At 65.3% G+C, this 25,313-nt stretch carries 27 protein-coding genes; 17 read left to right on the top strand and 10 right to left on the bottom strand.

Translation table 11 applies throughout. The annotated features are described in order from the left end of the window. Window positions 1-104 precede the first annotated feature (104 nt). The 3 genes from AC56LH_RS16415 (at window position 105) to AC56LH_RS16405 (ending at window position 2,447) form a co-directional block, all read left to right on the top strand. Window positions 105-929: a response regulator gene (locus AC56LH_RS16415; RefSeq protein WP_499647758.1), complete on the top strand. Its 825-nt coding sequence runs from the start codon at window positions 105-107 to the stop codon at window positions 927-929. A 65-nt stretch (window positions 930-994) separates the two neighbouring features. Next, window positions 995-2,005: a gamma-glutamyl-gamma-aminobutyrate hydrolase family protein gene (locus tag AC56LH_RS16410; RefSeq protein WP_499647756.1), complete on the top strand. Its 1,011-nt coding sequence runs from the start codon at window positions 995-997 to the stop codon at window positions 2,003-2,005. Window positions 2,006-2,099: 94 nt separating this feature from the next. After that, window positions 2,100-2,447 (top strand): hypothetical protein, encoded by a 348-nt coding sequence (locus tag AC56LH_RS16405; protein WP_499647754.1) that lies wholly within the window; start codon window positions 2,100-2,102, stop codon window positions 2,445-2,447. Here the strand turns inward: AC56LH_RS16405 and AC56LH_RS16400 are convergent. Continuing rightward, window positions 2,401-3,132, bottom strand: a complete 732-nt coding sequence (locus AC56LH_RS16400) for an ArsR/SmtB family transcription factor (protein ID WP_499647752.1) — start codon at window positions 3,130-3,132, stop codon at window positions 2,401-2,403. The two genes, AC56LH_RS16405 and AC56LH_RS16400, sit on opposite strands and share 47 nt — an antisense overlap. 72 nt (window positions 3,133-3,204) lie before the next feature. Here AC56LH_RS16400 and AC56LH_RS16395 point away from each other — a divergent pair, with 72 nt between their 5' ends. Then, window positions 3,205-3,531: an NIPSNAP family protein gene (locus tag AC56LH_RS16395; RefSeq protein ID WP_499647750.1), complete on the top strand. Its 327-nt coding sequence runs from the start codon at window positions 3,205-3,207 to the stop codon at window positions 3,529-3,531. Continuing rightward, entirely contained in the window at window positions 3,528-3,872 is a 345-nt protein-coding gene (locus AC56LH_RS16390) for an antibiotic biosynthesis monooxygenase family protein (RefSeq protein WP_499647748.1), read from the top strand. Before AC56LH_RS16395 ends, AC56LH_RS16390 begins: the two co-directional genes overlap by 4 nt. 10 nt (window positions 3,873-3,882) lie before the next feature. Here AC56LH_RS16390 and AC56LH_RS16385 read toward each other — a convergent pair whose 3' ends face one another. The 4 genes from AC56LH_RS16385 to AC56LH_RS16370 form a co-directional block, all read right to left on the bottom strand. Further along, complete coding sequence (locus AC56LH_RS16385; protein ID WP_499647746.1) at window positions 3,883-5,010, bottom strand: YbdK family carboxylate-amine ligase; 1,128 nt, start codon at window positions 5,008-5,010, stop codon at window positions 3,883-3,885. Next, entirely contained in the window at window positions 5,000-6,190 is a 1,191-nt protein-coding gene (locus AC56LH_RS16380) for a cation:proton antiporter (protein ID WP_499647744.1), read from the bottom strand. The genes AC56LH_RS16385 and AC56LH_RS16380 overlap by 11 nt, the downstream gene beginning before the upstream one ends. 71 nt (window positions 6,191-6,261) lie before the next feature. Further along, complete coding sequence (locus AC56LH_RS16375) at window positions 6,262-7,431, bottom strand: vWA domain-containing protein (RefSeq protein ID WP_499647742.1); 1,170 nt, start codon at window positions 7,429-7,431, stop codon at window positions 6,262-6,264. Window positions 7,432-7,456: 25 nt separating this feature from the next. After that, window positions 7,457-8,314, bottom strand: a complete 858-nt coding sequence (locus tag AC56LH_RS16370; protein ID WP_499647740.1) for an AAA family ATPase — start codon at window positions 8,312-8,314, stop codon at window positions 7,457-7,459. A 177-nt stretch (window positions 8,315-8,491) separates the two neighbouring features. Here AC56LH_RS16370 and AC56LH_RS16365 point away from each other — a divergent pair, with 177 nt between their 5' ends. From AC56LH_RS16365 to AC56LH_RS16355, 3 genes are all read left to right on the top strand, one after another. Next, window positions 8,492-8,842, top strand: a complete 351-nt coding sequence (locus AC56LH_RS16365) for a c-type cytochrome (RefSeq protein ID WP_499647738.1) — start codon at window positions 8,492-8,494, stop codon at window positions 8,840-8,842. An 8-nt stretch (window positions 8,843-8,850) separates the two neighbouring features. After that, entirely contained in the window at window positions 8,851-9,189 is a 339-nt protein-coding gene (locus tag AC56LH_RS16360; RefSeq protein WP_499647736.1) for a c-type cytochrome, read from the top strand. A 74-nt stretch (window positions 9,190-9,263) separates the two neighbouring features. Next, window positions 9,264-10,784, top strand: coding sequence for a SulP family inorganic anion transporter (locus tag AC56LH_RS16355; RefSeq protein WP_499647735.1), 1,521 nt, complete (start codon window positions 9,264-9,266; stop codon window positions 10,782-10,784). A gap of 23 nt (window positions 10,785-10,807) precedes the next feature. On the opposite strand, the gene AC56LH_RS16350 is transcribed toward AC56LH_RS16355, so the two are convergent. From AC56LH_RS16350 to AC56LH_RS16340, 3 genes are all read right to left on the bottom strand, one after another. Further along, window positions 10,808-11,236 (bottom strand): DUF1841 family protein, encoded by a 429-nt coding sequence (locus tag AC56LH_RS16350; protein WP_183556282.1) that lies wholly within the window; start codon window positions 11,234-11,236, stop codon window positions 10,808-10,810. An 80-nt stretch (window positions 11,237-11,316) separates the two neighbouring features. Continuing rightward, window positions 11,317-12,822, bottom strand: coding sequence for an aspartyl protease family protein (locus AC56LH_RS16345; protein WP_499647733.1), 1,506 nt, complete (start codon window positions 12,820-12,822; stop codon window positions 11,317-11,319). 72 nt (window positions 12,823-12,894) lie between these two features. Next, window positions 12,895-13,530 (bottom strand): RNA pyrophosphohydrolase, encoded by a 636-nt coding sequence (locus AC56LH_RS16340; protein ID WP_499647731.1) that lies wholly within the window; start codon window positions 13,528-13,530, stop codon window positions 12,895-12,897. Between the two features lie 226 nt (window positions 13,531-13,756). Here AC56LH_RS16340 and AC56LH_RS16335 point away from each other — a divergent pair, with 226 nt between their 5' ends. The 4 genes from AC56LH_RS16335 to AC56LH_RS16320 all read left to right on the top strand — a co-directional run bounded on the left by AC56LH_RS16335 (window position 13,757) and on the right by AC56LH_RS16320 (window position 19,033). Next, window positions 13,757-15,475, top strand: a complete 1,719-nt coding sequence (locus AC56LH_RS16335; RefSeq protein WP_499647729.1) for a proline--tRNA ligase — start codon at window positions 13,757-13,759, stop codon at window positions 15,473-15,475. Beyond that, on the top strand, window positions 15,475-16,098 hold the full coding sequence (locus tag AC56LH_RS16330; RefSeq protein ID WP_499647727.1) for a lytic transglycosylase domain-containing protein: 624 nt from the start codon (window positions 15,475-15,477) through the stop codon (window positions 16,096-16,098). The genes AC56LH_RS16335 and AC56LH_RS16330 overlap by 1 nt, the downstream gene beginning before the upstream one ends. A gap of 93 nt (window positions 16,099-16,191) precedes the next feature. Beyond that, the gene (locus AC56LH_RS16325; protein ID WP_499647725.1) at window positions 16,192-17,643 is read left to right on the top strand and encodes an alkaline phosphatase; all 1,452 of its coding nucleotides are present in this window, start codon (window positions 16,192-16,194) and stop codon (window positions 17,641-17,643) included. 16 nt (window positions 17,644-17,659) lie between these two features. Beyond that, window positions 17,660-19,033: an alkaline phosphatase gene (locus AC56LH_RS16320; protein WP_499647723.1), complete on the top strand. Its 1,374-nt coding sequence runs from the start codon at window positions 17,660-17,662 to the stop codon at window positions 19,031-19,033. 99 nt (window positions 19,034-19,132) lie between these two features. On the opposite strand, the gene AC56LH_RS16315 is transcribed toward AC56LH_RS16320, so the two are convergent. After that, on the bottom strand, window positions 19,133-19,549 hold the full coding sequence (locus AC56LH_RS16315; RefSeq protein ID WP_183556557.1) for an SWIB/MDM2 domain-containing protein: 417 nt from the start codon (window positions 19,547-19,549) through the stop codon (window positions 19,133-19,135). 233 nt (window positions 19,550-19,782) lie between these two features. Next, complete coding sequence (gene ffh, locus AC56LH_RS16310) at window positions 19,783-21,150, bottom strand: signal recognition particle protein (RefSeq protein WP_482896243.1); 1,368 nt, start codon at window positions 21,148-21,150, stop codon at window positions 19,783-19,785. A 289-nt stretch (window positions 21,151-21,439) separates the two neighbouring features. On the opposite strand from ffh, the gene AC56LH_RS16305 reads away from it, so the two are divergent. The 5 genes from AC56LH_RS16305 (at window position 21,440) to AC56LH_RS16285 (ending at window position 25,311) form a co-directional block, all read left to right on the top strand. Further along, a complete protein-coding gene (locus tag AC56LH_RS16305) occupies window positions 21,440-22,417 on the top strand; it encodes an ABC transporter substrate-binding protein (protein ID WP_499647721.1) in 978 nt (325 codons plus the stop codon). Between the two features lie 13 nt (window positions 22,418-22,430). Further along, on the top strand, window positions 22,431-23,300 hold the full coding sequence (locus AC56LH_RS16300) for an ABC transporter permease (RefSeq protein WP_499647719.1): 870 nt from the start codon (window positions 22,431-22,433) through the stop codon (window positions 23,298-23,300). Window position 23,301: 1 nt separating this feature from the next. Continuing rightward, a complete protein-coding gene (locus AC56LH_RS16295; RefSeq protein WP_499647717.1) occupies window positions 23,302-24,099 on the top strand; it encodes an ABC transporter ATP-binding protein in 798 nt (265 codons plus the stop codon). A 160-nt stretch (window positions 24,100-24,259) separates the two neighbouring features. Further along, on the top strand, window positions 24,260-25,063 hold the full coding sequence (locus tag AC56LH_RS16290; protein WP_499647715.1) for a cytochrome C assembly family protein: 804 nt from the start codon (window positions 24,260-24,262) through the stop codon (window positions 25,061-25,063). Further along, window positions 25,063-25,311, top strand: a complete 249-nt coding sequence (locus AC56LH_RS16285; RefSeq protein WP_499647713.1) for a PP0621 family protein — start codon at window positions 25,063-25,065, stop codon at window positions 25,309-25,311. The genes AC56LH_RS16290 and AC56LH_RS16285 overlap by 1 nt, the downstream gene beginning before the upstream one ends. Window positions 25,312-25,313: the final 2 nt, after the last annotated feature.

The following is a 25,313-nucleotide window of genomic DNA, read 5'->3' as shown; positions in this document are numbered from 1 at the left end:
GTATAAATATACAGTATTTTGCGCTTATGTCGTGCTTTTCGCTTTGCACCATTGTGCTAGATTGAGCTGTAAATACATCATCGATGCAAGAAGGATGGGCCTCCATGCAGCGATCTCATTGTCTGTTCACCGTGCGCCCGGTCGGCTTCGATCCGGTTGAAACCGTCCGGCTGGCGGCGCTGCTCGAATGCGCGCCGGACGCAGGGCCGTTGTATTCTTGCCTGCATGCCGATAGTTTGCAAGAGCCGGATCTGCTGGTTGCCAACGGCGACAACCCGCTTGCGCTGGCGCAACTGGCGTGCCGGCCACCCGATGCGCTGCAGCCGGCGCTCGTCGTTGGCGGCAGGGACACCACCGTTTGGCCGACCGTCACCCGTCCGCTCGAACAACAGGCGCTGCATGCGCGGCTGGCCGAACTGCTCGACACGCGCGTGCATGCGCTGGTCCAGCAGGGCGTCCGAACCCGCCGCGTGCTGGCCGAGCGGCGCCGCCATCCGCGCCTGGCGCCGGATCGCGAAACGCCCGCATTCTACACGCGACTGCGCCGTGGTCCTGTGGAAGGCACCGTGTTGATCGTCGATCAGGCGTGCGCACTGCGCAACCGGGTGGCGCACGTGCTCGGGCCGCGCCGGATCGGCGTCGAGTGGACCGACAGCCGGGCCGCCGCCGTGCGCCTGTGCGACGAGACGCCGATTGCGCTGGTCATGATCAATACAGCGGCCCCGGATATCGAACCGTATGCGTTGTGTTCGTCGATCAAGGCGCAGGCCGGCGCCGGGCGCACGCCCGTGGTGTTCATGGTCGCGTCATCGTTTCAGTACGACAGCGCCCGCGCCCGGCTCGCGGGCGCCCGCGGCCTGCTCGAGACGCCGGTAGCCGGGCGCCACCTGATGCTGACCTTCCAGAAGCTGCTTGATGTGCCGGTCTGAGCGGGTGGCGACCTTTTGTAACAACTTTGAATCGTGCGCAGCATTGCCGAAGTTATATTATTGACATGACCGAAGACGATCCCATCAAGCGCAAGCCAGACGACCCCTCCCCAGAGGCGGATATCGATGAACGTCGCGAGACGCGCGTGCGCGTGCCCGACCGGCGCGCCAGCGGCGGCCAGCACGCACGCGGGCCGGCCCGCTATCTGCGCGATGGCGACAACCCGGTGGCCCTGGCCGGCCGGGTCATCACGTCGCGCTTTCGCTCGCTGCGTGAACGCTTCAGTCGCGACATCATGCAGCGCACGCTGCACATCGGCGTCTCGGCCCGCATCTTCCATCCCGAAGCGGGCGCCAAGGGGCTGCTGAGCAAGAACCTGCAGTATCTCGAGGAATCCATTGCCCAGTGGGTGATGTCGCGCGACGTGCTGGTGTTCATGATTCCGACGGTCAATACCAACGGTTTGCTCCACCCCAGCAACATCACGCTGCGCCACTACGCGCGTCATCTGGATGGCCTGGTGCTGCAGGGCGGGGCGGACGTCGCCCCGCAAACCTATTCCGAAACGCCCACGCGTCCCGAATGGAGCGGCGACCGCGCACGCGACGTGTACGAGCTCGAACTGCTGCACGAATTCGTCGACGCTGGCAAACCGGTACTGGGCGTGTGCCGTGGCTGCCAGCTGATCAACGTGGCCTTTGGCGGCACGCTGCACCAGGACGTCGCCACCGACCGCCCCGATGCGCTGGCGCACGTGCACGACCTGTACGACGCCCATCGCCACGCGATCGTGTTCCCCAAGGGCTCGTCCCTGGGCCGCATGTTCCCCAATATTCAGCAGGCGATGGTGAACTCGATTCACCACCAGGCCGTCAAGGATCTGGGGCGCGATGTTCGTATCGAAGCCATGTCCGAGCCGGACGGCATCATCGAGGCGATCCGCTACCAGCGCGCCAACTTCGTCATGGGCTTGCAGTGGCACCCCGAGTTCCACCGCGCGGGTGGTGTGGATCTGCTCGACTGCACACCGGTGCTCGATGAATTTTTGCGTGCGGCGCGCGAGACGCGGCTCTAGTACAAAATCGCTTGCTTTCGCCGTGTGAGACGGGAATAATGAATGAGAATCATTCTCATCTCATTGTTTTGTTCTGGTCCATGGAGCGTTTCGCATGACGATTTCCCCTACACCTGCCACCCCATCCACAGCAGCCGAGCCGCGCAACCAGGACACGCTGCTGGTCGCCTCGCTGCTGCACCTGATGTCGCATTACAGCGCCAGGGGCGACGGCGAGCCGCCGTGCGTCAAGCTGGCGTCCGTGATCGAGCGCCACCTGTGCGCGCTGGCGCGCCTGCCGACGATCGATCCGGTGCTGCGCGCCACCTGCGAACAGTTGGCCGACCAGTGGGCCAACGTGGTTGATGCCCGGCTGCCGGCACCGGCGCCTGCCAAACAACCGCTGCTGGCGCGCTTCATGAAGACGGGCTGGGTCGGCAAGGGCGTGCCGGTGGCGGGCTGACTTGATCCAGCCAGCCACGCAGGGCGATCTCGCCCTGCGCATCGAAGGCCATGACGCGTGAACCCGCCACGCGGCGCGCCCAGCCGAGTTGTTCGAACCGGTCAAGCAGGGCGCTGCCCAGTGCACCGGCCAGATGGTGACGCCGCTCGCTCCAGTCCAGGCAGGTGCGGCACACGGGGCGCCGCGAGCGGGCCAGCGCAGGGATGTCGATGCCCAGCTGGCCGATCAGTGACGCGCCTGCGGTCGTGAGCACCATGCCGTCCGCGCCGAAGCCGAACGCGCCTCGCGCAGCCAGCCGGTCATGCAGCACCACGCCAAGCTCGCCGGCCAGGTGGTCGTAGCAGACACGCGCCTTGCGCAGGGCCGGCGCGGACGGGCCCAGCTTCAGGTGCAGCGGCAGCGTGCCGGCGCCGAAGGCCATGCCCATCAGCGTCTCGAGCAGCGCCGCCACGTCGGCATCGGCGATTCTGAAATACCGGTGTCGCCCCTGCGCCTGCACGGCCAGCAGCCCGGCATCGACCAGCTTGGCCAGATGGGTGCTAATCGTCTGGCGCGTGACGCCTGCCGCATCGGCCAGCTCGGTGGCGGTGAGCGCCCGCCCGGCCATCAACAATGTGAGGGCCTGCGCGCGCGCCTGGTCGCCGATCAGTGCGGCGATGGTGGTGATGTTGGGACCGTCTCTCATGCTTCGATCTTAACCGAAGCATCTGGCCACGGCATCAGGCTAAGGTGACCGCTCCAAACCCGAGGAGTCACCATGACCGTTACCTGTTTCATCCGCTACCGCATCGATCCCTTTCAGCGCGAGCAGTTTCGTGAATACGCCGCCAACTGGGGCCGCATCATTCCCCGGCTCGGTGGCTTTTTGATCGGTTACTTCCTGCCGCACGAGGGGACCAACGACGAGGCCTGGGGGCTGGTGGGCTTTGCCAGTCTGGCCGACTACGAAGCGTACCGCACGCGCTTGAAGACGGATGACGAGGCATGCGCCAATTTCGCGCTGGCGCGCGAGGGGCGTTTCATCGTGCGTGAAACACGCACGTTCACCGAAGCGGTGGAGGGCACGCTCGGGAGCCGCGCGTGATCGCGGTCATCTTCGAAGTCGAACCCGACCCACTGCGCCAGCGCGAGTACCTCGCCACGGCGCAGGCGCTGCGCGCGTCGCTCGAGGCGATCGACGGTTTCCTGTCGGTGGAACGCTTCGAATCGCTCACGCAGCCAGGCCGCCTGCTGTCGCTGTCATTCTGGCGCGATGAAGCTGCCGTGCAGCGCTGGCGCACGCTGGAAGCGCACCAGGCGGCGCAGGCTGCCGGTCGTGACGGGGTGTTTCGCGACTACCGTTTGCGCGTGGCGCACGTGGTGCGCGACTACGGGATGCAGCAGCGCGAGCAGGCGCCGGCGGACAGCCGGGAAGCGCACGGCTGACTCGCGCAGCTCACGCCACGTGGTCACCCCGGAAGTGCCCGATCGCCGCATTGACCATGCCTTCGACCGAGCCTTCGCGCTCGGCGTGCCGGCGCAGGATCGCTGCATCGCTGCCGCTGCGCGCGGCGGCAGCCAGATGCTGCAGCGCCTCGACGCTGCCCAGCGCTTCGGCGTGCGGCAGCATCCGTTCGAGCGTGGCCAGGATATCGTCGCGGATCACGATGCTGTCGTAGGTTTTCGGATGCGTGATGCTGCCATCCAGGCCAAAGCGGCAAGCCTGGAAGCGGTTGTAGTTGTAGACGAGGTAGTCATCTTCAGCAGGAGCCTCGTCCTTGTGATCGAGCAGATGGCGGCACAGCGCCTGCAGGTAGGCGGCCAGCGCCGCGGCCCGCTCCACCGTCAACGGCGTGTCGCAGACGCGCAGCTCGATCGTGCCGAATTCGGGTTTAGGGCGCAGATCCCAGTAAAAGTCCTTCATGCTCTTGATGATGTTCGTGCGTTCCATCTTGGCGAAGTACACGTCGGTGAACTCCTGCCAGCTGAGTGTGAAGGGCGCGCGCCCGCTCATCGGAAACGCAAACACGGAATTTAAGCGTGCCGATTCGAACAGGCTGTCGTGGCCCTGCACGAACGGCGACGAGGCCGACAGCGCGATGAAGTGCGGCAGGTAGCGGTTCAGCGCGTGCAGCAGGTACATCGCATCGTCGCCATTGGCGCAGCCGATGTGCACGTGCTGGCCGAACACCGTGAACTGCTTGGCCAGGTAGCCGTACAGCTGCGACAGGTATTCGTAGCGCGGCTTGGCTGAAATGCGCTGGTCGGACCAGTGCTGGAACGGGTGCGTGCCACCGCCGGCAATCCCGATATTGAGCGTGTCACTGGCCGCGACGAGCGTGTCGCGGATCTCGGTCAGCTCGGCCAGCAAGGGACCATACGCCGTGTGCACGCTCGAATTAATCTCGATCATGCTCTCGGTGATCTCGGGCGTGACGTTGCCGGGGAACGGCTTGCGCTCCAGCAGATGCATCAGGTCGGGGCTGGCGGCGGTCAGGTTGAAGTCCGACAGGTTCACCAGTTGCAGTTCGAGCTCGACCCCGAAGGTAAGCGGCGCGGACGGGTTGAAGGCGTCAAGGGGCATGGTGCGACTCCGGTGCTTCGCGCGCCCAGATCAGGGCGCGCTGGATGATGATCGGGCCGAACACTTCGAGCAGCATCGCGACGGCAGCCATCGTGTGCAGCTCGTCGACCACTTTCAGGCCGGCATAGCGCGCATGTTCAAGCATCAGGATCACGAACACGGCCAGCGGCGCCAGGCCCAGGCCCGTGAGCGCGCCCTTGCGCCAGGTGACGCCCGACAGGTGCGAGAACGCGGCCACGCCGGCGGTCTTGGCCAGCAGCCGCACCAGCACCACGACCACCGCCATCATGCCGCTGGCCGCCACCAGGCGCCAGTCGAGCGTCGAGGCGGCGTACACGAACAGCAGCACGGTGAGCACTTCGCCCAGCGCGCCGAAATTGCGCTGGGTCTGGGTAAAGGTCACGCGGCGCGAGCGCACGGTCAGGCCGAAGGCCAGCGCCGCCACGACCGGCGACAGGCCGCCAACATCGCATATCGACACGAGCAGGATCACGGCCAGCGCAAATGCGACGGTGGTGTCCTGCTGTGCGTTGCCGATTGCGCGCAGCAGCGCCGGCACCAGCAGGCCGAACACGGCGCCGGCCACGATCGACGCGGCAAGCATGACCAGGCTTTGCCACACTGCTTCGCCGACGGCGTCCTGTGTGCGGAACAGCCAGATGCCGATGATGGCGTTGAACGCGAACACGGCCAGCACGCAGTTCTGGGCCGACAGGTGCAGCACGCGCTCGGTCATCTGGCCCGAGCTTTTCTGTTCGTTGATGACCCGCACGACGGTGGCGGGCGAGGTGGCCATGGAGAGCGCCGCCATCAGCAGCGCCGTGATCTGGGCCGCGCCAAACGCGATGGCGACGAGGTAGACGGCCACGAACGTCAGGCTGGACTCGACCAGGCCGGCCACGCCAATCCACGGATTGTTGACGAGCCAGCGCAGGTTGATGCGGTTGCCCAGTTCGAACAGGACCAGGCCGAAGGCGATATTGGCCAGCAGCGCGACCGGGCCCAGATCGGCGGCGGGCAGCACGCCGATCTGCGAGCTGCCCAGTGCAAAACCGACCAGGCCGTAGAAGCTGATGCGGGGCAGGCCGGTCCAGCGCTGGCCAAATTCACCGGCCAGCCACGCCAGCGCAATCGCCAGCGGCCAGGCAAGGCTCGTCAATACGGACAACAGATCAGGCATGCGGTCTCCTTCTTCTTATCGTTGCGCGATTCTAGTGCGCGTGGATGCTCGCGTCCGTGCCCGTGCTAACACTACTTGCTCAACAGGCGCATGGCCCGTTCCAGGCCCTCCAGCGTGATCGGGAACATCCGGTTGCTCATGATCTGGCGGATCAGCGCGATCGACTGGCGGTACTGCCACAGGTGCTCGGGCTCGGGATTGAGCCAGGCGCATTTTGGAAACGCCGTCATGAAGCGCGCCAGCCACACCGCGCCGGCTTCGTCGTTGTTGTATTCGACCGAGCCGCCCGGCGCCATGACTTCGTACGGACTCATGGTCGCGTCGCCGACGAACAGCACACGCGTATCGGCCGGATATTTACGCAGCACGTCCCAGGTGGCAAAGCGCTCGCTGCGGCGGCGTGCGTTGTTCTTCCACAGGTAGTCGTAGACGCAGTTGTGAAAGTAGTAGAACTCCATGTTCTTGAATTCGCTGCTCGCGGCCGAGAACAGTTCTTCGGTGCGTTCGATATGGTCGTCCATCGAGCCGCCGACATCGAACAGCATCACCACCTTGATCCGGTTCTTGCGCTCGGGCCGCATGCGGATGTCGAGCCAGCCGGCATTGCTGGCGGTGGCGCGGATCGTGTCGTCCAGCGCCAGTTCGTCTGCTGCGCCCTGGCGCGCGAAGCGGCGCAGGCGGCGCAGCGCCACCTTCAGGTTGCGCGTGCCCAGTTCGCGTTCGCCGTCGTAGTCGCGGTAGGTACGCTGGTCCCATACCTTGACGGCGGTCCGGTTGCGACTCTCGCCGCCGATGCGGATGCCTTCGGGGTTGGTGCCGCCATGGCCGAACGGCGACGTGCCACCGGTGCCGATCCACTTGCTGCCGCCCGCGTGGCGTTCCTTCTGCTCTTTTAAGAGTTCCTGCAGGCGCTCCTGCAGCTTGTCGTAGCCGAATTTTTCGAGCTGCGCTTTCTGCTCGGGCGTGAGTTCGCGCTCGAAGCGCTTGATCAGCCAGTCGAGTGGAATCTCGGCCTTTGCGTCGAACACGGCATCGATGCCGCGGAACCAGGCGCCGAACACGCGATCGAACTTGTCGAAGTGGGCTTCATCCTTCACCAGCGTCAGGCGCGCGAGGTAGTAGAAGTCGTCCAGCGACGGGGCGATTACGCCGCGTTGCAGCGCGTCGAGCAGCGTCAGGAATTCGCGGATCGAGACCGGGATGCGGGCCTCGCGCAGGGCGCGGAAAAAATCGATCAGCATCGCATCGAGGGGGCTGGCGCCACCATCACCGGTTGTTCCGCGCCATGAACATCAGGCGCTCGAACAGGCCGACGTCCTGCTCGTTCTTGAGCAGGGCCCCGTGCAGCGGCGGGATGCCGGCCTTGGCTTCGCCGCTCGCGCGCAGGGCCTCGGCCGGCACGTCTTCGGCCAGCAGCAGCTTGAGCCAGTCGAGAAACTCCGAGGTCGATGGCTTCTTCTTGATGCCGGGGACGTCGCGCATGGCATAAAAGCTTTGCAGCGCCGCGGTCAGCAGGTCCTGGCGCAGGTTCGGGAAGTGCACGCCGACGATGTCGGCCATCGTCTCGCGGTCCGGGAACTGGATATAGTGGAAGAAGCAGCGGCGCAGGAACGCGTCCGGCAATTCCTTCTCGTTGTTCGACGTGATGATCACGAGCGGGCGGTGGGTGGCCACGACCATCTCGCGCGTCTCATACACATAGAACTCCATGCGATCGAGTTCGCGCAGCAGGTCGTTCGGAAACTCGATGTCGGCCTTGTCGACTTCGTCGATCAGGAGCACGACGGGTTCGGGCGCCGTGAAGGCTTGCCACAGCACGCCCTTGACGATGTAGTTCTGGATGTCGCGCACGCGCTCGTCGCCCAGCTGCGAGTCGCGCAGGCGCGAGACGGCGTCGTATTCGTACAGGCCCTGCTGGGCCTTGGTGGTCGATTTGACGTGCCACTGCAGCAGCGGCATGTTCAGGCTGGCCGCGACTTCTTCGGCCAGCATGGTCTTGCCGGTGCCCGGCTCGCCCTTGATCAGGAGCGGTCGGCCCAGCGTCAGGGCCGCGTTGACGGCCAGTTTCAGGTCGGCGGTGGCGACGTAGTTGTCGCTGCCTTCGAAGCGGGGAGCAGCATGCATGGCGGGTGCTTTGTCGAGTCGGTCGGTGGCAGGAAGTATACGCCATAACCTTGGCCGCGCCGCCGCCGTCCGGTTTGTAGACTGGTGTCAAGTCTTCAGATAGAATCGGCCCGTTGGTAGACCTTTGCTAACTTTTTATGCGGTTGCGGTTTTCGAATTACAACTAACGAGACGCCCATGAAAACAAGTTTGGCACCACTGGTACTGGCAGCTTGCGCCTGTACCGCCGGCAGCGCCGTCGCCACGGCCGCAGAAGTCGTCGGCAATCCCAAGGCGGCCGTCGCCAAGATCGAGATGTGCATCGGTTGCCATGGCATCCAGGGCGGCTACAAGACGGCCTTCCCCGAAGTCTACCGGGTGCCGATGATCGGCGGCCAGTCGGCCAGGTATCTCGAATCCGCCCTCAAGGCCTACCGCAAGGGCGACCGCAAGCATCCGTCGATGGTCAATATCGCCAAGTCGCTGAGCGACCAGGACATCGCCGACGTGGCGGCCTATTACTCCCAACAGACGGTGGCCACGCGATGAACCACGCCATGCAACGGATTGTCTTCTCACTGGTCCTGGGCGCGCTGGGCGCGAGCGCATCGGCCGCCGACATCGCGCGCGGCGCGGCGCTGGCCAGGACGCACAACTGCGCCTCGTGCCACGGCGCCGACTTCAACAAGCCGATCGACCCGAGCTACCCCAAGCTGGCCGGCCAGCACGCCGACTACCTGACGACGGCGCTGCGTGCCTACAAGCGCGGGGCCGGTCCGAACGGGCGCGTGAACCCGATCATGGCGGCGCTGGTGCAGCCGCTGTCGAACCGCGACATGGCCGATCTGGGCGCGTACCTGGGCAGTCTGCCGGGCCAGCTGGTGACCAAAAAATAGCCCGCGCCGGGTGCGTGCAAGGCGCTTGCTGGTAACATGCCAGCCCCTTGCCGCGTCACCCGCCGGAGCTCTTCGTGTTACCTCTTTCGCCTGCCTACCTCAAAACCAACCTGCTCAGCGGCCTGACGGTCGCCCTGGCCCTCGTGCCCGAGGCGATTGCCTTCGCCCTGGTTGCCCACCTGTCGCCACTTACCGGCCTGTACGCCGCCGTGCTGGTCGCCTTCATCACGTCCGCATTCGGCGGGCGGCCCGGCATGATCTCGGCCGCCGCCGGCTCGCTGGCCGTCGTGATGATCGCGCTCGTGGTACAGCATGGCGCGCAATACCTGCTGGCGGCGGTGGTGCTCATGGGCGTGCTGCAACTGCTGTTTGCCGCCGCGCGGCTCGGCAAATTCATCCGCATGGTGCCGCATCCGGTGATGCTCGGCTTCGTCAACGGGCTGGCGCTGGTGATTTTTCTGGCCCAGTTCGGGCACTTCAAGGTGGCGGGCCCGGATGGCACGCCAGAATGGATGCCCGCCGCGCAGCTGGTCACGATGGGCGTCATCATCGTCATCACGATGGCGGTGATCTACCTGACGCCGCGCCTCACCAAGGCCGTGCCGTCCACGCTGGTGGGCATCCTGGTGGCCAGCGTCGGTTGCGCGCTGCTGGGCGTCGAGACGCGCACCGTGGGCGACCTGGGTTCCATCGCCGGCGGCTTGCCCAGCTTCGCGCTGCCCGACGTGCCAATGACGTGGGACACGCTGCGCATCGTGTTCCCGTACGCGCTCGTGATGGCGGGTGTGGGCCTGATCGAGTCGCTCCTGACGCTCACGCTCATCGACGAAATCACCGACACGCGCGGCCAGCCGAACCGCGAATCGCTGGCGCTGGGCGCGGCCAACGTGGTCAGTGGCGTGTTTGGCGGCATGGGCGGCTGCGCGCTGATCGGCCAGAGCATGATCAACGTGAACAGCGGCGCGACCGGGCGCCTGTCGGGCATCGCGGCAGCGGTGATCCTGCTGTGCTTCATCCTGTTCGGCTCCAGCTGGATCGAGGCGATTCCGCTAGCGGCGCTGATTGGCGTGATGTTCGTCGTCTGTGAAAAGACCTTCGAATGGGGCACGTTCCGCCTGGCCGGCCGTGTGCCGCGCGCGGATCTGTTCGTGGTCGTGCTGGTGGCGGCAATCACGCTGCTGGTCGACCTGGCGGTGGCGGTGCTCACCGGCGTGATCGTCTCGGCGCTGGTGTTCGCGTGGCAGCACGCGCGCCAGGTGAAGGCGGCGGTCGCGGTCGATGATCAAGGCTGGAAGGTGTACGCGCTGGACGGCACGCTGTTCTTCGCGTCAGTGAGTGCGTTTCAGGGCATCTTCACGCCGAAGGACGATCCGCAGGATGTCGTGATCGACTTTTTGCACGCGCGCGTGGTGGACCATTCGGCGATCCAGGCGATCGACGCGCTGGCCGAGCGTTACCGCCTGCTGGGCAAACGCCTGCATCTGCGCCACCTGAGCCCCGACTGCCGCGAGCTGCTGGAAAAGGCGCAGGACATGATCGAGGTGAATCTGGTGGAGGACCCGCGTTACCGGGTCGCGGACGACAAGCTGGCGTAAATCACGCGCAAGTCACGTCGCATTCAGGCAAACGCACGGCGCCGCACGCACTCGATATAGGCCTCGGTATCGGGCGGCACGCCACCCCGCTGCGAGGCCCAGATCATCTCGCCCAGGCATTCCATGATCTCGTGGTGGGCATCGTGCTCGCCCCGTTTGGCCACCAGCATGTCGTGCGCGGCGCGGATGCCGCGCGGCTGGTCGATCGAGATCTGCTCGGCGATCGACAGGTGCATCGACAGGTGCAAAAACGGATTGGGCTTGCCGCCTTCGACCGAATAGTCGCGCGCGATCGCCGCCTCGATGTCCTCGAACTGGTCGTGGTATTCGGGATGCTGCACGATCCAGTCGGCCGCGATGGCGTCCATCGGCGTCAGGATCTCGCCATTGCGTTGCTTGCGATAGGCGTCGCAGAAAAAGCGGCGCACGTCGTGCGAGGACGGAGTGAACATGGCAGGAGGGGGCGAAAAAAGGGGAGAGCGGGCATTGTAGCGCAGCCGCCGATCCGGCGCGGATCGGGCCTCACACTGCCTCACAGGGCTACGCTGGCTCCCGGGCTGGCGTACTGATCGCGCAACGACGCACAATCCTTTGGCAGGCCGGTCGCCGCCGCTTTGCCCAGTGCTTCCTCGTGCAGCCGGATCAGGTTGGCAGCAAAGCAGGCGCGCCCCGGCGTGTCGGCAGCAGCCAGCGCCCTGACGCCATCGGTCTTGCCAAGAAAATAATCGACCACGGGCCGCGGCCATGCGTCGTGCCCCGCGAAACGTGTTGCCAGATCGGGCCCGGCCTGCGGTTCGCCTGTGCGCAGCTGGGCCAGATACAGCCACAGGGCGCCATTGCGGCCAGTGTGATCCTGGCCGAGCGTGGCGCGCAGGTGCGGGACCGCCTGCACCGGCGTGCCCTGCACCAGTGCGCGCACGCCCAGTGTCAGGCTGGCTTCGCGCTGGCCCAGCGCCGCCGCCCGTTCCAGGTGGCCGATCGCGGCGACCGGATCGCGGCGCAAGCTGCGCCCGGACGTCGCCATGCCCGCCATCGTGAGCCAGGCGTCGGCATTGCCGGCGTCTGCCTCCTGGCGCATCCACGGCCTGACCTCGCGCCGCGCATCGAATGGCGCGCCGCCCAGATAGGATACGTACAGCTTGCTCTGACTCATGGCGAACAGCACGCGGTGCGCGCGCAGGAAATCGGCGCCGAGCAGCACGTCAACGCCCAATTGGGCGTCAATGACGTCGAATTCGGGATTGTGGACAGTGGCGTCGCCCACCTTGAAGGTATCGGTCGTGACGATCCAGCTGGCCACCGACTGGCGACCGACGCCGTGCGCTGCTGCCATGCGCTGCGCTTGCGGGCCATCGAGATCGATACCGGCGCGTCGCGCCGCACTCCTGGTGATGGTGGTAACGGAGGCACCGCTGTCGATCATGGCGATCAGGCGCTGGCCGTTGATGTGCACGAAGAAGTGCGGATTGGGCGTCAGCTCGTCGTGCCCGCGAAACGGGATCACGCTCGCGTTCTGGTCCCAGTAGGCCAGCCAGGTCGTGCCGCAGTTCTGCGGGCGAAAGAAGCGCAGCTCCTTGGTGGCAAGCGAGAATTCGAGGTCGCTTTGCAGCAGAAAGGCGGCGCCGGCGATAGCGTCGAAGGACGGTGTGAACGTCGTCTCGCCAATCACCCCCAGGTACAGGTCGCGCGCACGCACCGGGCCGACGGCAAACTCCGCAACCTTGGCATCATACAGCCGCGACTTGCCCGCCACGCCCTGCACGTACCCGCCCGCGGCGCGCGTGCTCAGGCCGTGGCGCTCGATGCCGGTGCGGGTCAGGTAGGTCACGCCGGCGCCGGTATCGGGCAGCATGGTGGCGGGTTTGCCGTTGATCTCGCCAGTCATCGTCAAGCCCAGCCCGTTGCCCGCATAGTGCAGCGGCACCTGGGCCACCTGCATGAACTGGCAGGACGTGGCCTGGGGGGCGGCCTGCACGGGCAACCAGAGTGTCGCCGCGGCCAGCAGGGGCAGGGCGGTGCGCACAAGGGAGAAAGGCATCCGGCAATTGTAGCGGATCACCGCCCGGGGGCATGCCTTGAAAGCAGGCGTCCCCCGAGGGCTGCGCGATGACTACTTGTTCGGCGCCAGCACCAGTGCATCGGGCGTCGCCGGATTGCCCGGCCCGGCCGCCCCGAGCATCTCCTGCCCCGGCTTGGCGCCAGGCTGCGCGCGCCCATGCGGCTGGCGCAGGTAGCGGGCGCTGTGGCGCCGCTCGCCGTGCTGGCCCTTGGCGGGCCAGTTCAGAAAGCGCGACAGCTCCTGCAGCGCGCGCTGGTAGACGTCGCGCTTGAACTCGATCACGACGTCGAGCGGCACCCAGTAGTCGTGCCAGCGCCAGGCGTCGAACTCGGGGTGGTCAGTCAGGCGCAGATTGACTTCGTTGTCGCGCGCGACCATGCGCAGCAGAAACCAGATCTGCTTCTGGCCACGGTAATGCCCGCGAATTTCACGCTTGATGAAATGATCGGGCACTTCATAGCGCAGCCAATCGCGGGTGCGACCCACGATCTTGACGTGCTCCTGACGCAAACCGATTTCTTCCTCGAGCTCGCGGTACATTGCCTGCTCGGGTGTTTCGCCGTACTTGATTCCCCCTTGAGGAAATTGCCATGAGTGCTCTCGCACCCGCTTGCCCCACCAGACCTCGTTGTTAGCGTTCAGCAGGATGATGCCGACGTTGGGCCGAAACCCTTCACGGTCGAGCATAAGTGCACCTCGATACTTTCTGCCGGCGGACGTTCCCTCTTGCGGGCACTCGGTACCCTTGTGTTTTTACTTACGTATTTTCATGCCCAAGGGGTTTCCGCACCGCTTGCGCGGTCGATGATGCTGGTTCCGGACCCTGTTTGTAGAAAGATTGGACGCATCAGCCGGCTAATCCTTTAAAATTAGGTCGATTATAACCCTCTCTTTTTAAAAAGAATTCACAGATATGCGTGCCTCACGATTTTTTATTTCAACTCTGAAAGAAGCGCCTTCCGATGCCGAGATCGTCAGCCACAAGCTGATGATGCGCGCCGGGATGATCAAGCGCCTGGGTTCCGGCATCTATACGTATATGCCGGTCGGGCTGCGCGTCATCCGCAAGGTCGAAGCGATCGTCCGTGAAGAAATGAATCGCGCTGGTGGTATCGAACTCCTGATGCCGCTGGTGCAGCCGGCCGAACTGTGGCAAGAGACAGGTCGCTGGGACAAGATGGGCGACGAGCTGATGCGCGTGAAAGACCGCCATGGCCGCGACTTCGCGATCCAGCCGACGTCCGAAGAAGTCATCACCGACGTCGTGCGCAGCGAGATCAAGTCGTACCGCCAGCTGCCGGTGAACTTCTATCACATCCAGACCAAGTTCCGCGACGAGCGCCGTCCGCGCTTCGGCCTGATGCGCGGCCGCGAATTCACGATGAAGGATGCGTATTCGTTCGACCGCGACGTCGCCGGCATGCAGACGTCGTACCAGACCATGTTCGACGCCTACACCCGCATCTTCACGCGCTTCGGCCTGAAGTTCCGCGCAGTGGCGGCCGACAACGGCGCCATCGGCGGCACCGGTTCGCACGAATTCCACGTCATCGCCAGCACCGGTGAAGATGCACTGGTCTACTGCCCGACGTCCGATTTCGCGGCCAATATGGAAGCGGCCGAAGCCGTCGCCAGCGGCGAGCGCGCCGCCGCCACGCAAACGCTGACCAAGACGCCAACCCCGGGCACGACCAAGTGCGAGACCGTTGCGGCGCTGCTGGGTGTGAACCTGGCGCAGACCGTCAAGACCATCGCCCTGACGGTCGAGAACGATGGCAAGAAAAGCTACTGGGTACTGCTGCTGCGCGGCGACCATGAGCTCAACGAGATCAAGGTCGGCAAGGTGGAAGGCCTGGCCGGCCACCGCTTCTCGACCGAAGCCGAGATCCTCGAGGTGTTCGGCACCGTGCCGGGCTATCTCGGTCCGGTCGGCACGAAAGTGCCGGTCACCGTCGTGGCCGACCGTACGGTCGCCAACATGGCCGACTTCGTGTGCGGCGCGAACGAAGAAGACTTCCACCACATCGGCGTGAACTGGGGCCGTGACCTGCCCGAGCCGGTCGTGGCCGACCTGCGCAATGTCGTCGAAGGCGACCCGTCGCCGGACGGCAAGGGCGTGCTGGCGATCGAGCGCGGCATCGAAGTGGGCCACGTGTTCCAGCTCGGCACTGCGTACTCGCAGGCGATGGGCGCGACGTTCCTTGACGACGGCGGCCGGCCTGCGCCGCTGCAGATGGGCTGCTACGGCATCGGCGTGACCCGCATCCTGGGCGCGGCGATCGAGCAGAACTTCGATGACAAGGGCATCGTCTGGCCGGACGCGCTGGCGCCGTTCGAAGTGGTGCTGTGCCCGATGGGCATGGACCGCAGCGAGATGGTCAAGGACGCGACCGAGCAGCTGTATGCGTCGCTGTCGGCCATGGGCATCGACGTCATCGTCGACGACCGCGGCCTGCGGCCGGGTGCGATGTTCGCCGACTGGGAACTGATCGGCGTGCCGCACCGCGTCGTGATCGGCGAGCGTGGCCTGAAAGAGGGCAACCTCGAATACCAGGGCCGCCGCGATGCCGAAGCGAGCAGCGTCGCCGTGGGCGAGATGGTCGGCTTCATCAAGGCCAAGCTGGGCAAGTGATGGCGTTGCGCCTGGCCTCCTGGTCCACAGGCGTGCTGCTGGCGCTGGCCTTCGGTCTGGCGGCGCCGGCGCATGCCGGCAACCAGAAAGAAGAGGCGCTGTCGGATTCGGTGCGCCTGGCGCTGGCCAACGCCATCGCCGACGCGCGCCCGCCGCGCCCGACCTTCCGCACCGAGGCGGGGCGGGCGCGCTACCAGGCGTGGTTCGACCAGATGTCGCCGCGCCTGGCCAGGCGCCTGCCCGACGTCCAGACCCGCACCGAGTTCCTCGAGACCGCGTGGTATGAAGCGACCCGCGCGGGCCTCGATCCGGGGCTGGTGCTGGGCCTGATCCAGGTGGAGTCGGCCTACCGCAAGTACGCGATCTCGATTGCCGGTGCACGCGGCTACATGCAGGTGATGCCGTTCTGGACCAAGGCGATCGGCGACGGCGACCGTCGCCGCCTGTTCCACATGCAGACCAATCTGCGCTATGGCTGCGCGATCCTGCGCATGTATATCGACATGGAGCGCGGTGACCTGTACCTGGCGCTGGGCCGCTACAACGGCAGCCGGGGCAAGCCGAAGTACCCGAACGCGGTGCTGGCCGCCTGGAAGAACTGGGAGTTCAAACCGGGGGCGTGATGCGTTCCGGCGTTGTACAAAACCCTAACATAGCAATCCACCACGCCGTCATCGACGCAGTGTAGACTTCCCGCTTTCCCCAGTGAGGACTGCATGCGACCCATTCTTTTCACCGCTGGCGCACTGCTGGCGGCGCTCACCGGCTGCGCGGCCACGCCGCCAGTTTCGACCACGACCCCAACCGCAACTCCCGCCCTGGCGGCCAACCCGGTCGACCAGCGCGCAAAGAACATCATCTTCTTCCTGGGCGACGGCATGGGCGTCAACACGCTGACCGCGGCACGCATCTTTGCCGTCGGCGAAGAGGGCGCACTGGCGATTGACCGCCTGCCTGAATCGGCGTTCGTGAAGACCTTCTCCAACGATGCGCAGGTCACCGACAGCGCCGCCTCGATGGCCGCCTACATGACGGGTGTGAAGCAGAACAACGGCGTGATCTCGATGTCGGCCGGCACGCGCTCGATCGCGCCCGCCAAGGACGCCAACGGCAACAGCCTGGTGAGCCGCTGCGAAAATGGCGAAGCGGCCGTCACGCTGCTCGAACTGGCCCGCAAGCGCGGCATGGCCGTGGGCGTGGTCACCAATACCAGCGTCACCGACGCCACGCCGGCCGCGACCTATGCCCACGCCTGCCATCGCAAGCTGGAAACCGACATCGCCGCCAGCCTGGTGCCCGGCGGCGCCGGCTACAACGCGGCGCTGGGCGCCAATGGCCTGGACGTCCTGTTCGGCGGCGGCGCGCAGCAATTCACGCCATTTGCGCGTGGCGGCAAGCGCGCCGACAACCGCGATCTGCAGGCCGAGTTCAAGGCGAAGGGTTTCCGGGTCGTGAACGACACCGCCGCGTTCAACGCCCTGGCGCCGGGCGCGCCGGTCGTGGGCCTGTTCGCCGCCAACCACATGGACTTCGACGCGATCCGCGACGCCGCCCGCCAACCGGCCCTGCCGGCGATGACGACCAAGGCGATCGACCTGCTGGCGCCGCACCGCGGTGGTTTCTTCCTGATGGTCGAGGGCGGTCTGATCGACCATGCGCTGCACGCCACGCTCGGCAAACGCGCGCTGCAAGAGACCGTGACCTACAACGCCGCGCTGCAGGCCGCGCTCGAGCGCATGGAAGCGCTCGACCCGGGCCTGAAAAACACGCTGATCGTCGCCACCGCCGACCATGACCACACGCTGCTGCTGAACGGCTATGCAGCGCGCACCGGCAAGACCACGCCCGCCAATCCGGGCGTACTAGGGCTGGTGCGCACGGCCGACGGCAAGCCGACGCTCGACAGCCAGGGCATGCCGTACACGATCATCGGTTTCGGCACCGGCGAGAATCGCCACCAGGGCGAGCGCAGCGCGCCGCTGACCGATGCCATCGTGACGGCCGACGACTACCACCAGCAAGCGGTCGTGCGCACGCGCGCGGGCGCCGAAACGCATGGCGGCAGCGACGTCTACCTGGGCGCAGCCGGCGCGAACGCGGAGCTGTTTCGCGGGACCATCGACAACACGCGCGTCTTCAATCTGATCAAGACCGCAGCCGGTCTGTAAGCACGAGAAATCCACCATGACTTCACGACGCATTCTCCCGCTGCTGCTGGCCGCCGCCTTTGGCGCAGCGCTGCCGGCAACGGCTTCGGCCCAGCAAAAAGCCAAGAACATCATCTTCTTCCTCGGTGACGGCATGGGCCCGTCCGTTACCACTGCCGCCCGCATCTACCGCGGCGGCGAAGACAGCCTGCTGCACTTCGAGCGCCTGATGGAGCGCACCGCGCGCATCAAGACCTATTCGCTCGATTACCAGACCACCGACAGCGCGCCGTCGATGGGGTCGTACATGACCGGCATGAAGCTGAACAACGACGTCATCTCGCAGGCCGGTGCACGCACGATCAACCCGACCAAAGACGGCGTCGACCAGTGCGGCGCGAACAACGGCACGCCTGCCGTGACGATCCTGGAGCTGGCCAAGGCCCGGGGCCGCGCCACCGGCGCCATCACCACGACCGAACTGACGCACGCCACACCGGCGTCGACCTTCGCGCACACCTGCAGCCGCGATGCGGCCTACACGATCGCGCAGCAGCTCGTGCCAGGCGGCGCCGGCTACAACGCGGCGCTGGGTGATGGCGTCGATGTGCTGATGGGCGGCGGGCGCAATCACTTCACGCCGCGCGACGCAGCGCTCAATCCGAAGGGCCGCCCCGATGGACGCGACCTGATGGCCGAATTTGCCGGCGCCGGCTATTACGTGGCCGGCACCCGCGCCGGCATGATGTCGGCCAAGGCGGGGCGCAAGTTCGTCGGCATCTACAGCGCGGCCAGCCACCTCGATTACGCGTACCAGCGCCGTCCCGAGCAGCCAACGCTGGCCGAGATGACGGGCAAGGCGATCGACCTGCTGTCGACGAATCCGAACGGGTTTTTCCTGATGGTCGAAGGCGGCAAGATCGACCATGCGCTGCACGACACCCGCGCCAGGCACGCGCTGGAAGAAACGGTGGCGTTCGACGACGCCTTGCAACTGGCGGTCGAGCGTATGCGCGCGATCGATCCGGGCCTGCAGAACACGCTGATCGTGCTCACCGCCGACCATGACCACACGATGCAGATCAACGGCTACCCGAAGCGCGGCAACCCGATCCTCGATATCGTGCGCGACTACACGACCGGCGAGCCGAAGAAGGATGCGGACGGCAAGACGTTTACCACGCTGGTGTTTGGCAATGGCCCGAACCGGCCGGACGCGCGCGCCGATGTCGATGGCATGGTCGCGCAGAGCGACGATTACCACCAGGAGACGGGCGTGCACAAGTCGTCCGAAACCCATGGCGGCGGCGACGTGAAACTGTATGCGACCGGCGCCGGCTCGGCGTCATTCAAAGGCACGATGGAGAATACCCGCGTGTTCGAACTGATGAAGGCTGCCGGCGGCTTGTAAGTGCAGATTCAGGTTATTTACACCTGAATAACAAAAAGCCCCGGGTTTGAATCCGGGGCTTTTTTAATCAGCGAGACGTCGGCTGAATATAACCTGAACTTATTTCAGATGATCCGAAATCAGTTTGGTCATTTCAAACATCGAGACTTGCTCTTTGCCGCCGAAGACTGCTTTGAGCTTGTCGTCGCCATTGATCATGCGACGGTTTGCCGGATCTTGCAGGTCTTTCGACTTGATGTAATCCCAGACCTTTTTGGTCACTTCGGTGCGTGGCAGCGGCTTGTCGCCAACGACTGCAGCCAGCGTGGCCGACGGGGTCATGGCTTTCATGAACGCGGCGTTTGGCTTGCGTGCAACTGCTGGCTTGTCGGCCGATTTGTCAGCTGATTTATCAGCCGTTTTAGCGGCTGCTTTCGCTGGTGCTGCTGCCTTTTTTGCTGCGGGCTTGGCCGCTGCAGCAGGCTTGGCAGCTGCTTTTTTTGCTGGTGCTGCAGTGGTTTTTTTGGCTGTTGCCATCTTCGAGCCTCCTAAAACGAACACATGGAAAAATGCGTAATTTATCGCACGCCTATATTGGTAGCGTTTTACTGTTCGTGCAAGTCTTTTTCCAAACTTTTTCACTCTGATAAGCCGCTAAATGGGCGCTATCGCACACAACAACGTACGGGAACGATAAAACGCTGACAAGCGGCGTAAAAAAACCGCGCAAAGCGATACCTTGCGCGGTTCTTCGAGCAGAAAACAACCGATTAGCGCATGCCGGGCATCATGCCCTTCATCCCGCGCATCATCTTCATCAGGCCGCCGCCCTTGAGCTTTTTCATCATCGTCTGCATCTGGTCATACTGATTGAGCATGCGATTGACTTCCTGCACCTGCACGCCGGCGCCGGCCGCGATGCGGCGCTTGCGGTTGGCCTTGATCAGTTCGGGTTTAGCGCGCTCGAGCGGCGTCATTGAGTCGATGATACCGACCATGCGCTGCACCGATTTCTCGGCCTGGCCCATGTTGGCGCCTGCCGCGGCTTGCTGGAACTGGGCCGGCAGCTTGTCCATCAGGCCGGCCATGCCGCCCATCTTTTTCATTTGCGTCAGCTGCGACTTGAAGTCGTTCATGTCGAAGCGGCCGCCGACCTTGATCTTGTTGGCCAGTTCGGCTGCCGCTTCGGCGTCGACACCCTTGCGCGCTTCTTCGACCAGCGCCAGGATGTCGCCCATGCCCAGCACGCGGTTGGCCATGCGGGCCGGATCGAAGGCTTCGAGGCCATCGAGTTTTTCGGAGACACCGGCAAACTTGATCGGCTTGCCCGTCACGTGCCGCACCGACAGCGCCGCACCGCCGCGCGAGTCGCCATCGAGCTTGGTCAGCACGATGCCGGTCAGGGGCAGGGCGTCATTGAACGCCTTGGCGGTGTTGATCGCATCCTGGCCCAGCATCGCGTCGACGACGAACAGCGTCTCGATCGGATTGACGGCGGCATGCACCGCTGCGATCTCTTGCATCATCGCTTCATCGATACCGAGGCGACCCGCGGTATCGATGATCAGGACATCGTGGTAATGCTTCTTGGCCCAGTCGAGCGCGGCCAGGGCGATGTCGACCGGCTTGTCGTTCGCGGTCGACGGGAAGAAGTCGGCGCCGACCTGCTTGGTCACCGATTCGAGCTGCGCGATTGCAGCCGGGCGATACACGTCGGCCGAGACGGTCAGGACCTTCTTCTTTTTCTGTTCCTTCAGGTACTTGGCCAGCTTGCCGGTGGTGGTGGTTTTACCGACACCTTGCAGACCCGCCATCAGGATGATCGCCGGCGGTTGCTGGGCAAACGACAGCTGGCTGGCTTCGGGGCCGAGGTCGGCACCCATCAGGGCCGCCAGTTCCTTCTGCACCACGCCAACGAGCGCCTGGCCCGGGCTGAGCGAGCCGACGACTTCTTCGCCGAGCGCTTTTTCCTTGACCTTGGCGATGAATTCACGCACTGCCGGCAGCGCCACGTCGGCCTCGAGCAGGGCCATGCGCACTTCGCGCAGCATCTCGGCAGTGTTCGCCTCGGTCAGGCGAGCCTCGCCGCGCATGGTCTTGACGACCTTGGCAAGGCGTTGGGTGAGGTTATCTAGCATGTTCAACCTAATCAGTAAGAGCACATCGGACGCGCGGTCCCGAGCAAAATGCCGGTGGGCGAGCGCCGCCAAAGCGGCATTTTACATCGTGCAGGTGCTGCTTGTTCCGCCGCTGCGCGGCCGGCGCACATTTTTTCAGCAAACCGGACCGTTTTGTGGTGGCGCAAAGAAACAGCACGCCCTCACTTGTTGTATCCCCGGTCGATATTTCCGGAAGGCATTTATCTTGACGTGTGACTGGGCGCACTGGCGCTCCAGCGCGTCGCGTGGCAAGGGGGATCGGATGGTCATGAACAGCAAGACATGCATCCCAATCGCGCTGCTGGCCGTCGGCATCGGCAGCGGCGCCGGGGCCGCTGGCGGAGACGTGGTACGGCTCGGCAACCTGAAGCTGGCCCACTTCGGCGCCGTGGCATACATCAAGGAAATCGCGCCAACCTGCGGCATCCGGGTCGAAGAAAAACTGTTCGCCAAGGGACTGGACGTGATGCAGGCCATTATCGCCGGGGAGCTGGACGTGGGCGCGACGGCGTCCGAAGCGGCGATCCAGGGACGGGCCGGCGGCGCGCCGATCATCGTGGTGGCGGGCTTCGCACGGGGCGGGGCGCGGCTGGTGGCGCGGCCCGGCTTGCACATCACCGGCGTGGCGCAGCTCAAAGGTAAACAAGTGGGCGTCACGCGCGGCAGCATCCAGGAAGTGCTGCTGATGGCCGAACTGGCGCGCCACGGTTTAAGCGCGGATGCGACGGGGCGCAAGGACGTGCACCTCGTGTACCTCGCGTATCCCGACCTGAACGGCGCGCTGCTGGGCAAGCAGATCGACGCCATGATGCAGTCCGAGCCGCAATCGTCGCAGGCGATCAACGGGGGTTTCGGGGTGGAGGTGCTCAAGCCCTACGCCACCCCGATCGGCGAGCCGGTACGCACGCTGGTCATGACCGAACGCTTCTATCGCGAGCAGCGCCCGCTGGCTGAAAAGTTCATGCGCTGCTTCGTGCAGGCCACCAGCACCTTCATCGCGCGCCCCGCGCTGGCCGAGGATTATGTGCGCGGCACGATGTTCAAGGGCCAGCTCTCGGGCGCGGACTTTCGCGCCGCGATCGCCAATGCGCCGTACGCGTACGACATCACGCCCGGCCACATCCAGATCACGACCGACGTCATGGTCAGCACGGGCGTTGGCCGCCTGGGCCGCCCGCCGCTGGCGCAGGACTGGGTGCGCACCGATCTGCTGGCTGCGGCCAAGCGCAGCCTGAACATCCAATGAAGAGGACATCGATATGGACCGTATCGAACGACGCATCAGGCGCCAGCACCTGCCACGCCTGAACGGCCGGCGCTGGACCGACAGCCTGGCCGGCCTGGTGGTGCCGCTGCTGGCGCTGGCCGTGTGGCAGTGGGTGGCGTCGCATGGCTGGGTCAATCCGCATCTGCTGCCGGCGCCACTGGCGGTCTGGAACAAGTGGGTCGACTATCTGCTGCCGCTGGCGCCGTATGCCGGCGCTGGCCGTGACGGCTGGCTCAGATGGGCCATGTCAGGCGAGCTGCCGCGCGACATTGCCGCCAGCCTGTACCGGGTGGCGGTCGGGTTTGCGCTGGGCGCCGGCCTCGCGCTGCCGCTGGGCCTGGCGATGGGGACGAGCCGCATCGTGCATGCGTGGATGAATCCCCTGGTGCAGCTACTGCGGCCGATTCCGCCGATTGCCTACATTCCGCTGGCGATCCTGTGGTTCGGGCTGGGCGATCCGCCGGCCGTGTTCCTGATCGCGCTCGGCGCGTTCTTTCCGGTGTTGATGAATACCGTGGCCGGCGTGCGCCAGGTCGACGGCATCTATCTGCGCGCGGCGCGCAATCTGGGGGCAGGGCGCGTGACCATGTTCGTGCGCGTGATCCTGCCGGCCGCCATGCCGTACATCCTGGCGGGTGTGCGCATCGGGATCGGCACCGCGTTCATCGTCGTGATCGTCTCGGAGATGATTGCCGTGAACGACGGCCTGGGCTACCGCATCCTGGAAGCGCGCGAGTACTTCTGGTCGGACAAGATCATCGCCGGCATGATCAGCATCGGGCTGCTTGGCCTGGCGATCGACTTCGGCATGAGCCGGTTGACCAGGTACCTGCTGCGCTGGCACCGCGGCCTGGAGCAGTGACATGGACGACGTGCATATCCGCATCGACGGCGTCGGTAAAGTATTCGGCGCGCAGGAGAACAGCGTGGTGGCGCTCGAGGCGATTGACCTGGCCATCCCGCACGGGCAGTTCATGTGCCTGCTGGGGCCATCCGGCTGCGGCAAATCAACCTTGCTGAACGCCGTGGCGGGCTTTGCCACGCCCTCGTCCGGCACGATCACGGTCGACGGCCAGAACGTGACGGGGCCCGGTCCGCAGCGCGGCATGGTGTTTCAGGAGTACGCGCTGTTTCCGTGGATGACAGTGGCGCAGAACATCCGCTTTGGTCTGGACATCAAGCGCCTGCCCCGGGCCGAGAGCACGCGCCGGGTCGACGAGCTGCTGCAACTGCTGTCGTTGGCCGACTTTCGCCACCGCTATCCGAAAGACCTGTCCGGCGGCATGCGCCAGCGCGTGGCGATCGCGCGCGTGCTGGCGCTCGACTCGCCGATCCTGTTGATGGACGAACCCTTCGGCGCGCTCGACGCGCTCACGCGGCGCAATCTGCAGGACGAACTGCTGCGCCTGTGGACCACGCTGCAGAAGACCATCCTGTTCGTCACGCACAGCATCGAAGAGGCGCTGTATCTGGCCGACCGCATCGTGGTGATGACGTACCGGCCCGGCACGGTCAAGTGCGACATGACCGTGGCACTGGCGCGCCCGCGCGATCCGTCGGCGCCGGCATTCAATGCGCTCAAGCGCGAACTGGGCCTGCTGGTGATGGAAGAGCAGCAGCGGCACCGGGACGATGCGCTGCGCGTGGCGGCGCTTGATTGAACGATGGCGGCGCCGCGCGCGCTCCGGATGATCTGGCTGCCAACCATCGCCGCGTGGTCGGGAAACTGATCAAACCCGCCCACCGTGCGTCGACATCGCCAGGTGGGTGGAAAAACCGTCGACCCCACGGCGACATCATGCAATGGTGTAGACTCCCGTCATGCAGAATTTCCTCTTCCTTGCCGCGGCATTCCTGTACGCGGTATGCGCCCTGCTGCCATCGCGACGTGCCCCGGCCATCTCGGCCGTGACGGCTGGCGCGTGGGTGCTGCATGGCGTTTCGCTTGGCATGGACGTGATGGTGCCGGGCCGGCTGCGCGTCGGGTTTGCCGTCATGCTGTCCTCCGCACTGTGGGTGTCCGTGGCTGCCTACTGGTTCGAGAACCGCAATTTTGCCCTCGACGGCATGCGCCGCCTGGTGATGCCGTTTGCCGCCGTGGCCGCGCTGCTGCCGCTGCTGTTTCCCGGCACCCTGACGCCGCTGGCCGGCAAGTCGCCGGCGTTTGGCTGGCATATCGCGGTCGCGGTGCTGGCCTACAGCACGCTGACCATTGCCGCCTTCCACGCCGTGCTGATGGCATTGCAGGAAGCGCGGCTGCACACCCGTACCGCGGGCGGCGGCCGTTTCAGTGCCGCGCTCGATCAGCTGCCGGCACTGCTCACCATGGAAAAACTGCTGTTCCGTGTAATCTGGATCGGCTTCATCCTGCTCAGTCTGACGGTGCTGTCGGGCTTCGTGTTCTCCGAACAGGTGTTCGGCAGGCCGCTGCTGCTCGACCACAAGAGCGTGTTCGCACTGCTGTCGTGGGCGCTGTTTGCCGCGCTGCTGGCCGGACGCCGCTGGCGGGGCTGGCGCGGCAAGACCGCGCTGCGCTTCACGCTGGCCGGGTTTGCCACGCTGGCGCTGGCCTATGTGGGCAGCCGTTTCGTGCTCGAAGTTATCCTGCACCGTGGAGTCATCTGATGCGACTATTATTCTGGATTGCCTTCATCGCCCTCGTCGTCTTTGCCGTGCGCAACAAGCTGCGCGCCATGAGCAAACGTGCGGCCGTACCGCCGCAGGCGCGTCCCGGCGCGGCCAAGGCGCCGATGCAGATCGAAGCGATGGCCCAATGTACCCACTGCGGCATGTACTTCCCGGCGTCCGAATCGGTGCGCGCCGACGGTCACGACTACTGTTCGCCAGGCCACGTGCGCCTGCCGCCGCCGTAGGC

The organism is Telluria sp. LT1R51-2, from assembly GCF_059685775.1.
This window is presented reverse-complemented; position numbering and strand designations above follow the sequence as displayed.